This is a genomic window from Dietzia sp. NPDC055343, from assembly GCF_053645265.1.
This window is the reverse complement of sequence record NZ_JBSHMJ010000040.1, coordinates 16,692-29,349: the sequence shown is the minus strand read 5'-3', so window position 1 is coordinate 29,349 and position 12,658 is coordinate 16,692. Positions and strand designations below refer to the sequence as shown.

Sequence of the window (12,658 nt, the reverse complement as noted above, 5' to 3'; positions counted from 1 at the left end):
GCGACGCCGATGCTCGCCGGCCTGCCCGGGACCGTGCAGTATCTGGCCGACCGGATCGACGGGGTCCCCGCGCCCACCAACTGCGGGACCTACTGACGGAGCCACCCCACCGCTGGTCCACCCCCGTCGAAAAGAGCGTTCCGCACACCCCCTCTCGGGAAACGTGTGCGGAACGCTCTTCGCGATGCCCGGGCGGGCGGCGGGCGGGAGCGAGCGGGGCGTGCGGGGGCGTGCGGGGGCGAGCGGGGGCGCCGACTCCGCAACGTAGTTGCGCAACTTGGTTGTACAGTTGGGCGGGTGACCCTCCCCACCGACCCCACCGACCCCACCGACCCCGCCGACCCCGCCGACCCCGCCACATTGGCCGCGGAACTGCGTGATGCCCTGCGCCCACTGTGGAGACGGTTCAACGCCCACCGCACCCTGTCGCTCGGCAAGGTCGGCATCCTGTCGCACCTCGCCGGCCGCGGCCCGCTGACGGCGACCGACCTGGCGGGCCTCGAGCGGATCAGCCACCAGGCGATCGCCAACGCCGTCCGGGAGCTCGAGGAACTAGGCCTGATCCGGCGCAGCCCGGACCCGGACGACGGCCGCCGCGTCCTGGTCCAGCTCACCGACTCCGGCCGCGAACGACTTCGCGCCGAGCAGACCGCCGGACAGGACTGGCTGGCCCGCTCGGTCGCAGACCATCTCGACGACGCCGACCGCGCCACCATCGCCGCCGCGATCCCGCTGCTTCGCCGCCTGGACGCGGACGCCCCCGGTGCAGCAGACGCCGCCGGCTCCCCGGGGGCCCGGCGATGACCGCTGTCGACCGCCGCCCCGCACCCCGCTGGTTCGTCCAGGCCCTGGTGTACGCCGCGCTGACCAGCTCGGTCGTCAGCTCTCTCGGCATGCTGCTGGTGCCGTCGGTGGCGGCCCAGTTCGACATCCCCGTCAGCCAGGCGCAGTGGATGCTCACCGTGAACCTGCTGGTCGGCGCGGTGGCGACCCCGGTCATGGGTCGCCTCGCCGACGGCCCGCACACCCGGCGACTGCTCCTGGTCAGCCTGGCCGTGATCTTCGTCGGCTCCGTCGTCGCCACGGTCGCGACGAACTTCACGGTGTTCCTCCTCGGCCGCGCGCTGCAGGGGCTGCTGTACGGGACGGTGCCGGTCACCATCGCCCTGGCCCGCCGGCACATGAGCTTCGCCGACTCACAACCCGCGATATCGACCCTGTCGGTGACCGTATCGATCGGCCTCGGGCTGGGTTACCCGCTGACCGGGGTCCTCGCGGCGACGTTCGACCATCGTGCCGCGTTCGCGTTCGCGGCCGTCTTCGTCGTCACCGCCGCGGTCGGGGTGCGGCGCTTCGTGCCCGGCGGCCCCGACCCCCTCGCGCCGCGTACTCCCTTCGACCTGCGCGGCGCGATCCTACTGGGCGTCGGTCTGGCCGCACTCGTCCTGTGGATCTCCGAGGCGCAGGACTGGGGCTGGGCCGCTCCGGCCACGCTGGCGGTGCTCGCCGTGGCGCTCGTCGCCCTGGTCGCGTGGGGACTGCACAGCGTCCGGACCCCGCATCCGCTGGTCAACCTGCGGGTCGTGCGCACCCCGGAGGTGCTGCTGGCCAACGCCACCGCGATCGGCCTCGGCGTGGCCATGTACATCGGGTTGTCCATCGCCAGCCTCGTCGCGCAGGCGCCCACCTCCACCGGCTTCGGTCTGGCGGTGCCCGTGATGTGGGCGGGCTTCATGATGGCCCCGCTGTCGATCGGCAGCCTGACCGCCAACCGCTCGGTGCGCGTGCTGTCCCGCCGCGTGGACATGGCGGTGTTCCTGCCGGTCGGTGCCGCGGTGATGACGGCCGCGTCGGTGCTGCTGTGGCTCAACCACGACCACATCTGGTCACTCGCCCTGGGGATGTTCCTGTTCGGCGTGGGGATCGGCTCGGGCTACGCGGCGATGCCCGCGCTGATCGCCCGCAGCGTGGCGGTGCACCAGTTGGGCAGCGCGGTGAGCTTCAACCAGGTGTTGCGCACGGTCGGCGGGGCGTTCGGCGCCGCCCTCTCCGCCGCGGTGCTCGCCGCCCACCCGTCGGATTCGACCTACTCGACCGACGAGGGCATCACCGTCGCATTCGGCGTGGGCGTGGTGTGCTGCGTGGTGGTGACGGCAGCACTACTGGTGCACGCGGTCGTGGGACGACGACGAGGACGACGACGAGCCCGCCTGTAGCCCCACGCCCGCATCTGCGGGCGATACCGTTCACCGCATGCCCCTGCTGAGCTGGATCCCCGTCGTGGTCGTGACCCTGGCCCACCTGATCGCGCTGGTTGCCGATGCGACGACCGCGGCCGCGTGGACGCAGGTCTTTCTCATGCCCGCGCTGGCGGTGGTGCTGCTGACGTTGCCTCGCGACGACGGCGGGCCCGCCTGGCCCTGGGCCCTTGGCGCGTTGGCCGGCAGCTGGGTGGGCGATTCGCTGCCGCGGGTCATGCCGGAGGACGCGAAGTTCCTGGCGATGGTCGGCGGGTTCGCCGTGGCGCAGGTGCTGTGGATCGTGGCCTTCACCCGCGTCGAGCGGGGCCGCCCGCCGATGGCGTGGACGCTGCTGCTCGTGGTGGTCGCGGCCGCGCTGCTCGCGGTCACGGTGCCGTCCGCGGGGATGCTCGCGCCGGCCGTCGTGGTCTACGGACTGCTGTTGCTCGCGGTGGCGTACCTGGCGGCGAGCCACGGCTGGGTGGGCGGCCTCGGCGGCGCGCTGTTCGTGCTCTCCGACGGGCTGATCGCCCTGGGCGCCTTCCGGCCGGAACTGGTCGACTGGCCGCAGCGCGATCTGGTGGTGATGGCCACCTACGTGGCGGCGCAGGCCCTGTTCGTGGCGGTCATCCTGCTCACCCGCTCGCCCGACCGCACCGCCGGCCGCTCACCACTGCGCCGAGATCGGCCCGGGCCCGTCACCAGGTGATGCGCTCCGGGCGGGCGTCGGCGAGGATCTCCTCGCGGTCGTCGGCCAGCAGAAACCCTTCCGCGATAAGCCGGTCCGTGGCCGCGGCGTAGGCGGCCAGGTACTGCGCCCGACTCTCCCACCGCTCGCGCAACTCCTGCTCGTCCACCTCCAGCGTCCGGCCCAGCAGCATGCACATCGGCTGCGCATCCCGATCCGGCTCGCCGGTCAGATGCTCGACCGGAGCGTCCACCACCGGGGTGCGCACGCCGCCCCGACTGTTGCCGAGCGTCCCGGTGGCGGGGTTGCGGGTGGTGGCGTCGTCGTCGTCGATCTCTACCGGTGGCGCGGCCGGTGGGCGCGCTCCCCCGCCCGCCCATGACACCAGGTGGCGCAGCCCGGCGCGCAGGACGAACACCTGCTGGCCGGAGTTGCTCGGGCCGTTGCAGTCGACGAACTGCGCGAACTCGCCCAACTGGTACAGGTCCGCGTGCGCCTGGCCAGCGATCTCCCACGTGGTGACCCAGTCAGAATCGGGCTGGCGCGCCGGCAGCGACCCGATCATCCCGATGAGATCGCCCTCCGCCTGCACGAGCAGCACCGGCACGCCGACGTCCTCGCGCAGTCGCGCCGGACCCACGCTGAGCGCCGCCCGGATGTCGGCGCCGCGGCCGCGGTCGTCGAAGGGCAGGAAGCCGGCTCCACGGCTGTGGAGGAGGAACGCGTCGAACACTCCGGCGCGGGCGTGCACGCCGTTGACGTACGAGGTCAGCGCGAACGCCGACTGCGACTCGCCCACCGCGATAACCTGCTGCGGCCGCAGATCGCCGAGCGGGCCGTCTGGCGCGGTCCCGGCCTGCGGATCGCGCGCGTAGCGGCCGACCTGCGTGATGATGTCGTAGGCGTAGGCGTCGCCGGGGTGGTGCAGGTCGCCGTACCGCTCGGGCCGGGTCGCGCGCAGCCCCGTGGTCTGGCCGCCCATCCCCACCGCGGCGTCGCCGCCCTCGACCGCGATGAACTGCGCGGACACGCCCACCCACGCGTGCCCGGCGCGCAGGATCTCGTCGGCGAGGTAGGTGAAATCGGGGGCGGCGTCCTGGCCGCCACTGACGTTGAGCCACTCCACCAGCACCACGCCGCTGAACGCCGCCGGGTCGGCCGGGCGGCGCACGAGGGCGCGGGTGGCATACGGCGCGGTGTCGGCATCGGTGATCTCGAACCGGCCGTCCTCCGGCGTGACCGTCGCGGCATAGGAGGCGGCCTCGCCGGATACGGCCCACTCGGACTCGACGAACCCGGCGGCGGCGAGGTCGGCGGGCGTCCGGCCGGTCATGGGCGGGAACGGCCTGCCCTCGGTGAGTTCGGTGAACGTCGCGCGTGCGGAGTCAGCCATGCCTGCGATTGTGCCTGTTGGCGAGTCGTCCAGTCCGCGTTTGCCCGGGCCCGCTGCGTTCGGCCAGTGCACTTCGCGATATGTGGTTACCGTCACACCATGACTGATCGCGGATACGGTTCCTGGCTCACCCAGCACGCGCTGCGCAACGGACAGCGGACGGCACTCGTCGACGACGTGGGCGGCGCCGTGACCACCTACTCCCAACTCGAGACGCGGACCAACCAGCTCGCCGCAGCCCTCGATGCCAACGGGGTCCAGCGCGGCGACCGCGTGGCGATGCTCCTGCTCAACAGCCCGCAGATGATGGAGATCTACTTCGCGGTGGCCAAGCTGGGCGCGATCGCGGTGCCCGTCAACTTCCGCCTCCACGCCTCGGAGGTGGCCTACGTGCTGGAGGACTCCGGGTCGTCATTCCTGTTCCACAGCACCGCATTCGCCGAGCTTGCTGCCGGCGCTACCGCCGACAACCGGCGGATCCAACGCTCCGTGACGGTGCCGACCCTGGCAGAGCGCGCCACCACCTCGGGGGGCGGCAGCGCCGGCGATTACGAGGAGTTCCTCGCCGGTGGGTCGCCGGAGCGGGTGGAGCGCGAGATCTCCCACGACGATATCTGCGTGCTCATGTACACCTCGGGCACCACTGGACGCCCGAAGGGCGCCATGCTCACGCACGGGAACTTCTTCTACAACGCGGTCAACGGGATGGGCTTCGACTCGGGTCTCGGCCGCACCGACATCACCATCTCCGCCGCGCCGCTGTTCCACATCGGTGCGCTCGGGGTGCACACCCTGCCGTTCCTGTTCATCGGCGCCCAGGTGGTGATCACGGAAGCCTTCGCGCCCGACGCCTGGCTCGAGGCGGTCTCCCGGCACAGGGTGACCAAGGCGTTCCTCGTCCCCGCGATGTGGGCGGCCGTCGCCCAGTCCGGGGCGCTCCAGACCGCGGACCTGTCCACGCTGCGCTCCGGCATCAGCGGCGGGGCACCGTGCCCGATCACGGTGATCACCGCCCTGCGGGAGGCCGGCATGGAGTTCACCGAAGGGTTCGGGATGACCGAGACCGCCCCCATCGCGGCCTGCCTCCAGCCGGAGGACGTCGTCGCGCACGCCGGCTCCATCGGCCGGCCCGCGCAGTTCAACGACTTCCGCATCGTTGACGAGGAGGGCGTGCAGGTACCGATCGGCGAGGTCGGCGAACTGTGCGTCCGCGGACCCAACGTGTTCATCGGCTACTGGAACAAGCCCGACGAGACCGCCAAGGCGCTGCGGAACGGTTGGTTCCACACCGGGGACCTGGCCCACGTCGACGAGGAGGGCTTCTACACCCTGGTGGACCGCAAGAAGGACATGGTCATCACGGGCGGTGAGAACGTCTACCCCATCGAGGTCGAGCAGGTGATGTACCAGCACCCGGAGGTTCGCGAGGTGGCGGTCATCGGCGTGCCCGACGCGAAGTGGGGCGAACGGGTGATGGCGGTGGTCGTCCGCACCGAGGGGGCGAGCGTCGACGCCGACGGGCTGCGGCAGTGGACCAGAGGCCGCATCGCCCATTTCAAGGCGCCGTCCGAGGTCGTGCTGGTCGACGAACTCCCCAGGACCGCCACCGGCAAGCTCCTCAAGCGCAACCTCCGGCAGGAGCTGGGCGGGCCGGACGCGGCGGTCAGCCGCTGACCGCACTCTGCTCGCCTCCGGCGGGTCCGCCGCACCGGCCTATTCGACCTCCACGGAGCGGGACGTGGCCCCGGCGGCTGGCGTCGTTGTCGTCGTCGTCGGGGTTGTCGTCGTCGTACTCGTCGCGCCCGTCGAACCCACGGGGGTCGACGAGCTCGGTGGGCTGGCCGGGGGCGTCGGGATCGTCGGCCTGGTCGGGCTACCGGGAGGCGGCGGCGGGGTGGGCCGCACGCTCGGGCGCGTGACCGGCGTCGGGGGGTTGAGCGACGGGCAGGTGTTCAGATGTTTGTCCGCCAACCACGCCGGCGCCCCCTTGGCGATGGCCTCGTCGGGGCAGGTCATCAGGTACATCGAGACGTCGCGAACCGTGCGCCAGCGACCGTCGCGGAAGGACACCCAGTACGGATCGCCGGAGTGCTCGCTGGCCATGACGGCCCACCCGCCGCCGCAGTCGATGATGCGCGATCCGCTGCGCGGGTAGCCGAGGTCGGCGTTGATCGCGCGCGCATCGCACGCGGCGGTGGCGCGGCGGGCGGTCGTCGCGGTGGCGGTGCTGGTCGTGGTGGACCGCGTGCTGCGATCCGGTCGCGTGACCGGGGTCCTCGTGCTGGTCGGCAGCGGGCCCGAGGCGACCTCCTCGCCCAGGTAACTACCGCTGAGGCGCAGGCCGACCACCACAGCGACGCCGATCGCCAACAACGCGACCAACACGACCGCCGCGGCGATCACGCCCCGGGGTGGGCCCGGGCGCGACCCCCCGGCCTCCGCGGGGGCCTCGTCTGCCGGTCGCTCCGGCCCGGACCCGTCCACGACGTCAGCTCACCACGTCAGATGGTGATGCCGGGCGGCAGCGGCCCGATCGGGGTGGCGTCGCCGTCGCCCGCGAGGGGGTTCCAGACGTAGACGGTGGTGAGGTAGCCGGCGTCGGCGTTGGCCTCGCCCTCCGCGGGCGGCTGCTGGATGCGCAGCGCGACGTGGAAGTCACTGTGGCCGCCGAGCAGCACGCGGGGCGTGTCGCCGGGCTGCGTCGCGACCTGCTCGCCGTGGTGGTAGAGCAGGACCTTGGTGGGCGAGGAGACGGTGCCGCCCTCGGTCTCGAGGAACAGATAGCCGAGGTTGCCGCACAGGTTGCCGTGCTCGCCGACCGTCCAGCCGACGCCGTCGAAGGGGCCGGGCGTCTCCTCGGCGACCTGCTCGACGTCGACCTCGCACCCGGCCGGCGGGCCGCCGAGCGAGTCGGTGTTGATGGCGTTCGCGGCGGGCGCGACCGCAGCGATCAGGCCTGCTACGCACGCCGTGGCGGTGAGTGTTCTGATCGTCCGGGACATGAGGGCCGTCCTTTCCAAACATTGGCACAAAGACTGTCTGCCTTCACAGGTCATATCCCCCGCGGCATCGATGGTGTTACCCGTCACATCTCCCACGTTGTGTCCTGCGTCTCACCGCGCCACCCGGCGTGGGTACGGTGGATCCAGCCGGCGGCTCGCCCCACCCGCGTCCCGTTCCGCCGCCCGCCAGGAAGGTGCACCGTGCCCGAGACCTCCATCGACGAGACCCCCACGCACGTCCTCGACCAGGTCGTCGCCCTGACGCCCGACGGCGAGCACCGGTTCCGTGGCCGCACCCACGAAGCCTGGGCCAACATGGTGGGCCCGTTCGGCGGCACCACGGCGGCGACGATGCTCAATGCGGTCCTGCAGCACCCCGAGCGGCACGGCGACCCGCTGGCGCTCACGCTCAACTACGCGGGCCCGGTCGCCGACGGCGAGTTCCTCATCGAGGCCCGCCCCGTGCGCACGAACCGCTCCAACCAGCACTGGGTCCTGGAGATGCGTCAGGGCGACGAGGTGGTCACCACCGCCACCGCGCTGACGGGCCTGCGCCGCGAGACGTGGTCGGAGACCGAGACCGGCCCGCCGGAGGTCCCGGCGCCGGAGGACGTGCCGCGCGCATCGGAGGATCGCGGGGTGCGCTGGATCGGAAACTACGACATGCGGTTCGTCACCGGTGGGTGGGACGACGTCGCGGGAGATGAAGGGACGACGACGTCGACCACGACCATGTGGATCCGCGACTCGCCGGAACGCGGTCTCGACCACCTCTCCCTGACGGCCCTGGGTGATTCGTTCTTCCCGCGCTCGTTCCTGCGGCTCGGACGGCCGGTACCCGCGGGGACCGTGACGCTGTCGATCTATTTCATAGCCACGGCGGACGAGCTCGAGGCGCAGGGCACGGATTTCGTGCTCGGGAGCGTCCACGCGCACCGCTTCCACGGCAGCTATCACGACGAGTCGGCACGGCTATGGTCCCGCGACGGCACGCTGCTCGCCATCAGTAACCAGTTGATGTACTTCAAGTCCTGATTTTCACGCCTGTAGAGGGGCAGCACATGTCGACGACGCGCAACAGCACCACCCACGAGGTCCTCAACCAGGCTCCGCCGCGGGTCGGGGTGGACGAGTTCGCCCTCAACCCGGCGCTGCAGGAGGCGCTGGCGGCGTTCGCGCCGAGCGCGAAGTCCGAGTGGTTCCACGAGATCGGTCGGCACGTCGGCACGGAGCAGTACCAGCACGATGCGGAGCTGGCCAACACGATCACCCCGGTGCACCACTCGCACGACCGGTGGGGCAACCGCGCGGACGAGATCGAGTTCCATCCGGCCTACCACCGGATCATGGAGTTCTCGGTCTCCCGCGGCCTGCACACGTCGGCGTGGGCGGACCCCGGTGTGGGCGCGAACGTCGAGCGGGCGGCCGGGTTCATGCTGGTCTCGCAGATCGAGGCCGGGCACGGCTGCCCGCTGTCGATGACGCACGCGGTGGTGCCGTCACTGCGGATGAGTCCCGAGCTCGCCGCGGAGTGGGAGCCTGCGCTGCTGTCGACGGTGTATGACCCCGAGCTGCGGGATCCCGCCACCAAGTCGGGCGTGCTGTTCGGGATGGCCATGACCGAGAAGCAGGGCGGCTCGGACGTGCGCGCCAACACCACCACTGCCGAGCCCGTCACCGCGGAGTCCTCTGCCGCGGCCGCCGGCTCCGGCATGTACGCCCTGCGCGGCCACAAGTGGTTCTGCTCCGCGCCGCAGTCGGATGCGTTCCTCGTGCTGGCGCAGGCCCCGGAAGGGCTGAGCTGCTTTCTCGTGCCGCGCGTGCTGCCGGGCGGCGAACGCAACCCGTTCCTGGTCCAGCGGCTCAAGGACAAGCTCGGCAACAAGTCCAACGCCTCCTCCGAGGTCGAATTCGACGGCACGCTGGGCTGGATGGTCGGCGAACCCGGCCGCGGGGTGCGCACGATCATCGAGATGGTCGGCCGCACCCGGCTGGACTGCGTGCTCGGCGCGGCCGCCGGCATGCGTCAGGGCGTGGCCGAGGCGGCGTGGCACGCCCGTCATCGCGCGGCCTTCGGCGCGACCCTGATCGATCAGCCGGCGATGGCCGCGGTTATCGCCGACCTGCAGCTCGAGTCCGAGGCCGCGACCTGGACCGCACTGCGCCTGGCCGCCGCCCACGACGACGAGGACGCCGCCCCCTTCCGCCGACTCGCCACCGCCGTGGCCAAGTACTGGATCTGTAAGCGCGGGCCGAACCACGCCTACGAGTCGCTCGAGTGCCTCGGCGGCAACGGGTACACCGAGGCATTCCCCTTGGCCCGCCGGTACCGGGAGCAGCCGGTGCTCGCGGTGTGGGAGGGATCGGGCAACGTCATCGCCCTGGACGTGTTGCGGGCGATGGCCCGCGAGCCCGAGTCGGTGACCGCGTTCGACGCCGAACTCGCCGCCCAGCTGGGCCGGAACGGGCTGTTCGACCAGCACGTCGAGCATGTCCGCGCCCTCATCGGCCGGGCCGCCTCCGATCCGGTCGCGGCGCCCGCGATCGCCCGCCGCCTGGTCGAGGCGATGGCGCTGGCGCTGCAGGCCGCGACCCTGCTCGCCTATGCCCCGGCCCCGGTCGCGGCGGCGTTCTGCCTGGCCCGGCTGGGTCCCGATCGCTCGGCCGAGTACGGCGCCCTGCCCGACGGCGTCGACATCGCCGCCCTCGTCGCCCGGGCCTGAGCAGCGCCTGACACGTGAGTCGACGACCGCAATGGGCCCGGGCGCGCCGCTTGGGCAGGTTGTCAGTTTTCAGCGTTCGCCCGGATCTGCTGCGCCGTTGTCTGCAGTAGTCCGGTCCATGCCGACTCGAACTTGGCGACACCCTCCGCCTCCAGCTTGTCGAACACCTCGACCAGATCCACGCCGACCCGCTCGAGGCTCCGGAAGGTCTCCGCAGACTGCTCGGCCCGACCGACGACCGGGTCCTTCTCGACCCGGCCGTGGTCCGCGAAGGCCTCCATGGTGGACGCGGGCATGGTGTTGACCGTGCCCGGAGCGATGAGACCGCTCACGTAGAGGGTGTCGTCGTACTCCGGGTTCTTGACGCCGGTCGACGCCCACAGTGGACGCTGTGGCCGGGCGCCCCGGCCGGCCAGCTCGGCGAAGCGGGCACCGGAGGAGAACACCTCGCAGTACTCGGCGTACGCGAGCCGTGCGTTGGCGAGGGCGGCCTTGCCCTGCAGGTCGCGCGCCTCCCCGGTGCCGAGTTCCGCGAGCCGAGCATCGACCTCGGTGTCCACCCGGGACACGAAGAACGAGGCGACCGAGTGGATGGAACCCAGGTCGTGGCCCGCCTCGGCGGCGGCGGACAGCCCCTCCAGATAGGACTGCATGACCTGCACGTAACGATCGACGGAGAAGATCAGCGTGACGTTGACGCTGATCCCCTCGGCGATCACCCGGCGGATCGCCTCCAGTCCCGCCACGGTGGCCGGAATCTTGATGAGGAGGTTGGGGCGATCAACGATCCGCCACAGTTCGATCGCCTGCGCGACAGTGGCGTCCGCGTCGTGGGCGAGGCGCGGGTCCACTTCGATCGACACCCGGCCGTCGACCTCGTCCGACACCGCGAACACCGGGTCGAGCACGTCACAGGCAGCGCGGACGTCGTCGGTCGTGGTCGTCCGGATCACGGTATCGACATCAGCGCCCTCCGCGGCGAGTGCTGCGACCTGGGTGTCATACGCGGTTCCCGAACTGAGCGCCGCCTGGAAGATGGACGGATTGGTGGTCACGCCGACGACCGAGCGTGTGGCCACCAGTTCAGCCAGCTTGCCCGAGGAGATGAGGTCGCGCGACAGATCGTCGAGCCACACGGAGACCCCCGCCTCAGACAGTGCGGACAGGTTCTGGTTCTGGTTCTGGTTCTGGTTCATGGGAACCTTTCTGCGGCGGCGTGCCGCCGCGCTCGGTGCGAGGGTTGCGTCGGTGGATGGTCGGGACGGGTTCAGCAGGACGGGCCGCGGAGGAAAGCCGGCGAGAGCGGAAACAGGCATGCGGGCACGGATCAGTCGTCGAGCTCCGCGATCTCGAACGCCGCCCCGTACTCTGCGGCGCGGGCCGGGTCCAGCCCGGGATCGGTGACCAGCACGTCCACCTCGTCGAAATCGGCGACCCGCGCCAGCGTGCGGGTGCCGAACTTAGTGCTGTCCGCCACCACGACGGAGGTGGCCGACGCGGCGAGCATGGCCCTCTTGACCGGCACTTCCAGGGTGTTGGTGTTGGTGATCCCCGCCGCCGGGTCCACGGCATCGGCGCCGAGGAATGCCCAGGTGGCGGAGAAGTCCGAGAAGAAGTCCGTCGCGCGCGGACCGACCAGCGTGTAGACCGTGTTCAGCAGCTCACCGCCGGCGAGGAAGAGTCGGACACCCGGTAGCCCCGCGAGCAGGGTGGCGATCCGCAGGTCGTTGGTGATGAAGGTCAGATCCGGGACGTGCCGCAGCGCCACCGCCACCTGGAACGTGGTCGATCCACTGTCGAGGATCACGCTGTCGCCCTCGTGCACACGCTTGGCGGCATGACGGGCGATGGCCACCTTCTGCCGGCGGTGCTCGAACTCCTTGACCGCGTAGGGGACTTCGAACGCCGCACCGCCGACAGGCCGGGCTCCGCCATGTGTGCGCTCGGCCTGACCACCGCGCACCAGCCCGTCGAGGTCGCGCCGGATCGTCGATGCGTCGACCCCCAACTCCACGGAGAGCTTCTTGGCCTCGACATACCCGTCCCGGTGCAGCCTTCGGACTATCTCTCGGCGTCTCTGCTGGACCGACACATCTCCCCCTGCGCGGGCGTCTCTCGCCACGTCTGCGGCCACCCTAAACGATTGTGCGCAATCCCCGGCCTGGTTTGCACGCTTACTGGTACTTTCAGACTTTGCTGCACGGATTCGTGCAGCACGCAGCGACGCGAAATGAGTAGACACGCATGCTCCGACTCGGACTCAAGGCCTCGGCGGAACAGTTCGCCCCACGCGAGTTGGTGGAGATCGCCGTCTCCGCCGAAGCGCACGGAATGGACTCGGTGACCGTCTCCGACCACTTCCAGCCGTGGCGACACAACGGCGGCCACGCCCCGTTCTCCATGGCCTGGATGGCCGCGGTGGGCGAACGGACCGAGCGGGTCCAGATCGGCACCTCCGTCATGACACCGACCTTCCGTTACAACCCCGCCGTGATCGCCCAGGCATTCGCGACCATGGCGTGCCTGTACCCGGGACGCATCATGCTGGGCGTCGGGACCGGCGAGGCCCTCAACGAAGTGGCCACCGGCGGGATCGACGGCGAGTGGCCGGA

At 71.1% G+C, this 12,658-nt stretch carries 13 protein-coding genes; 9 read left to right on the top strand and 4 right to left on the bottom strand.

Annotation, left to right across the window (positions count from 1 at the left end):
- Nucleotides 1-297 precede the first annotated feature (297 nt).
- From ACWIE7_RS15705 to ACWIE7_RS15695, 3 genes are read left to right on the top strand one after another with little or no spacing between them, the layout of a single operon-like run.
- Nucleotides 298-804: a MarR family winged helix-turn-helix transcriptional regulator gene (locus ACWIE7_RS15705; RefSeq protein ID WP_454069890.1), complete on the top strand. Its 507-nt coding sequence runs from the start codon at nt 298-300 to the stop codon at nt 802-804.
- Nucleotides 801-2,216 carry an MFS transporter gene (locus tag ACWIE7_RS15700; RefSeq protein WP_454069889.1) on the top strand — a complete coding sequence of 472 codons (1,416 nt, stop codon included), beginning with the start codon at nt 801-803 and terminating at the stop codon, nt 2,214-2,216. Before ACWIE7_RS15705 ends, ACWIE7_RS15700 begins: the two co-directional genes overlap by 4 nt.
- Nucleotides 2,217-2,253: 37 nt before the next feature.
- The gene (locus ACWIE7_RS15695) at nt 2,254-2,949 is read left to right on the top strand and encodes a lysoplasmalogenase family protein (protein WP_454069888.1); all 696 of its coding nucleotides are present in this window, start codon (nt 2,254-2,256) and stop codon (nt 2,947-2,949) included.
- Here the strand turns inward: ACWIE7_RS15695 and ACWIE7_RS15690 are convergent.
- Nucleotides 2,939-4,321, bottom strand: coding sequence for an alpha/beta hydrolase domain-containing protein (locus tag ACWIE7_RS15690; RefSeq protein WP_454069887.1), 1,383 nt, complete (start codon nt 4,319-4,321; stop codon nt 2,939-2,941). The genes ACWIE7_RS15695 and ACWIE7_RS15690 overlap by 11 nt on opposite strands.
- Nucleotides 4,322-4,420: 99 nt before the next feature.
- Here ACWIE7_RS15690 and ACWIE7_RS15685 point away from each other — a divergent pair, with 99 nt between their 5' ends.
- The 3 genes from ACWIE7_RS15685 to ACWIE7_RS15675 all read left to right on the top strand — a co-directional run bounded on the left by ACWIE7_RS15685 (nt 4,421) and on the right by ACWIE7_RS15675 (nt 6,644).
- Nucleotides 4,421-5,995 carry an acyl-CoA synthetase gene (locus tag ACWIE7_RS15685; RefSeq protein WP_454069886.1) on the top strand — a complete coding sequence of 525 codons (1,575 nt, stop codon included), beginning with the start codon at nt 4,421-4,423 and terminating at the stop codon, nt 5,993-5,995.
- Nucleotides 5,996-6,059: 64 nt separating this feature from the next.
- On the top strand, nt 6,060-6,476 hold the full coding sequence (locus ACWIE7_RS15680; RefSeq protein WP_454069885.1) for a hypothetical protein: 417 nt from the start codon (nt 6,060-6,062) through the stop codon (nt 6,474-6,476).
- Between the two features lie 12 nt (nt 6,477-6,488).
- Nucleotides 6,489-6,644, top strand: coding sequence for a hypothetical protein (locus ACWIE7_RS15675; RefSeq protein WP_454069884.1), 156 nt, complete (start codon nt 6,489-6,491; stop codon nt 6,642-6,644).
- 178 nt (nt 6,645-6,822) lie between these two features.
- Here ACWIE7_RS15675 and ACWIE7_RS15670 read toward each other — a convergent pair whose 3' ends face one another.
- Nucleotides 6,823-7,323 (bottom strand): hypothetical protein, encoded by a 501-nt coding sequence (locus ACWIE7_RS15670; RefSeq protein ID WP_454069883.1) that lies wholly within the window; start codon nt 7,321-7,323, stop codon nt 6,823-6,825.
- Nucleotides 7,324-7,524: 201 nt separating this feature from the next.
- Here ACWIE7_RS15670 and ACWIE7_RS15665 point away from each other — a divergent pair, with 201 nt between their 5' ends.
- Both ACWIE7_RS15665 and ACWIE7_RS15660 read left to right on the top strand, forming a co-directional pair.
- Entirely contained in the window at nt 7,525-8,358 is an 834-nt protein-coding gene (locus ACWIE7_RS15665) for an acyl-CoA thioesterase (protein ID WP_454069882.1), read from the top strand.
- A 26-nt stretch (nt 8,359-8,384) separates the two neighbouring features.
- The gene (locus ACWIE7_RS15660; RefSeq protein ID WP_454069881.1) at nt 8,385-10,046 is read left to right on the top strand and encodes an acyl-CoA dehydrogenase family protein; all 1,662 of its coding nucleotides are present in this window, start codon (nt 8,385-8,387) and stop codon (nt 10,044-10,046) included.
- Between the two features lie 62 nt (nt 10,047-10,108).
- Here the strand turns inward: ACWIE7_RS15660 and tal are convergent, their stop codons facing one another.
- Both tal and ACWIE7_RS15650 read right to left on the bottom strand, forming a co-directional pair.
- Nucleotides 10,109-11,242: a transaldolase gene (tal, locus tag ACWIE7_RS15655; RefSeq protein ID WP_454069880.1), complete on the bottom strand. Its 1,134-nt coding sequence runs from the start codon at nt 11,240-11,242 to the stop codon at nt 10,109-10,111.
- A gap of 131 nt (nt 11,243-11,373) precedes the next feature.
- Nucleotides 11,374-12,138 carry a DeoR/GlpR family DNA-binding transcription regulator gene (locus ACWIE7_RS15650; protein WP_452098033.1) on the bottom strand — a complete coding sequence of 255 codons (765 nt, stop codon included), beginning with the start codon at nt 12,136-12,138 and terminating at the stop codon, nt 11,374-11,376.
- A 152-nt stretch (nt 12,139-12,290) separates the two neighbouring features.
- Between ACWIE7_RS15650 and ACWIE7_RS15645 the strand changes: the two genes are divergently transcribed.
- Nucleotides 12,291-12,658, top strand: a 368-nt coding sequence (locus tag ACWIE7_RS15645; RefSeq protein WP_454069879.1) for an LLM class flavin-dependent oxidoreductase, incomplete at its 3' end; no start/stop codon positions are given.

What these genes read in the sequence shown, in the direction of transcription:
- tal (WP_454069880.1), bottom strand. Translation starts at nt 11,242, where the DNA reads ATGAACCAGAACCAGAACCAGAACCAGAACCTGTCCGCACTGTCTGAG.
- ACWIE7_RS15660 (WP_454069881.1), top strand. Translation starts at nt 8,385, where the DNA reads ATGTCGACGACGCGCAACAGCACCACCCACGAGGTCCTCAACCAGGCT.
- ACWIE7_RS15685 (WP_454069886.1), top strand. Translation starts at nt 4,421, where the DNA reads ATGACTGATCGCGGATACGGTTCCTGGCTCACCCAGCACGCGCTGCGC.
- ACWIE7_RS15695 (WP_454069888.1), top strand. Translation starts at nt 2,254, where the DNA reads ATGCCCCTGCTGAGCTGGATCCCCGTCGTGGTCGTGACCCTGGCCCAC.
- ACWIE7_RS15690 (WP_454069887.1), bottom strand. Translation starts at nt 4,321, where the DNA reads ATGGCTGACTCCGCACGCGCGACGTTCACCGAACTCACCGAGGGCAGG.
- ACWIE7_RS15700 (WP_454069889.1), top strand. Translation starts at nt 801, where the DNA reads ATGACCGCTGTCGACCGCCGCCCCGCACCCCGCTGGTTCGTCCAGGCC.
- ACWIE7_RS15670 (WP_454069883.1), bottom strand. Translation starts at nt 7,323, where the DNA reads ATGTCCCGGACGATCAGAACACTCACCGCCACGGCGTGCGTAGCAGGC.